Origin of the sequence: Cysteiniphilum halobium (genome assembly GCF_003574425.1) — a bacterium.
GTDB classification, from domain to species: domain Bacteria; phylum Pseudomonadota; class Gammaproteobacteria; order Francisellales; family Francisellaceae; genus Caedibacter; species Caedibacter halobius.
In genome coordinates this window covers 1-604 of record NZ_QLIU01000128.1, presented here as the reverse complement: position 1 = coordinate 604, position 604 = coordinate 1, and the positions used below count along the sequence as shown (strand labels likewise).

At 28.3% G+C, this 604-nt stretch carries 1 protein-coding gene; it reads left to right on the top strand.

The window, feature by feature from the left end:
• On the top strand, positions 1-424 hold a 424-nt coding region (locus DNK85_RS11235; RefSeq protein WP_208123194.1), incomplete at its 5' end, for a hypothetical protein.
• Positions 425-604: the final 180 nt, after the last annotated feature.

Sequence of the window (604 nt, the reverse complement as noted above, 5' to 3'; positions counted from 1 at the left end):
AGAAAAGAGAAAAGAAAAAGAAAAGAGAAAAAAAAGAACAAAAGAAAAAGAAAAGAAAGAAAGAAAGAAAAAGAAAAAAAAAAAAAGGATAGAAAAAAGAAAAAATAAAAAAGGAAGAAGAATGAAAATAGAAGAAAGAAAGATAAAAAAAAAGAGAAAAAGAGGAAGAAGAAAAAGGAAGAAAAAGAAAAAAAAGGAAAGGAGAATAGAAAGAATAAAGAGGAAGGAAAAAAAGAATAAAAAGAAAAAAAAAAAAAAAAAGAAAAAAGGTAGAAGAAATCAGCAAGAAAAGGGAAAAACAAGAAGAAAGAGAGAAAAAAAAAAAAAGAGGAAGAGAGAAAGAGGAGAGAAAGAGAGAAAGGCGGAAAAACGAGAAGTAAAGGATGGACGAAGAAGAAGAAAATACGAGAGGAGAAGCAAATGAATGGAGAAGAGCAAAGAAATAAAGAACCATAAATGGAGATAAAGAAGTATCATGTTAAGAAGAATCGACAGACATAAAATAAAAATCTTGAGAGAGATGATGTGGATGAGTGTGTGAAAAAGAAAAGGAAGAAATAAATTTTTAGGTGATTGAATAAGGAGTAAAAATTGCGGGCGCATG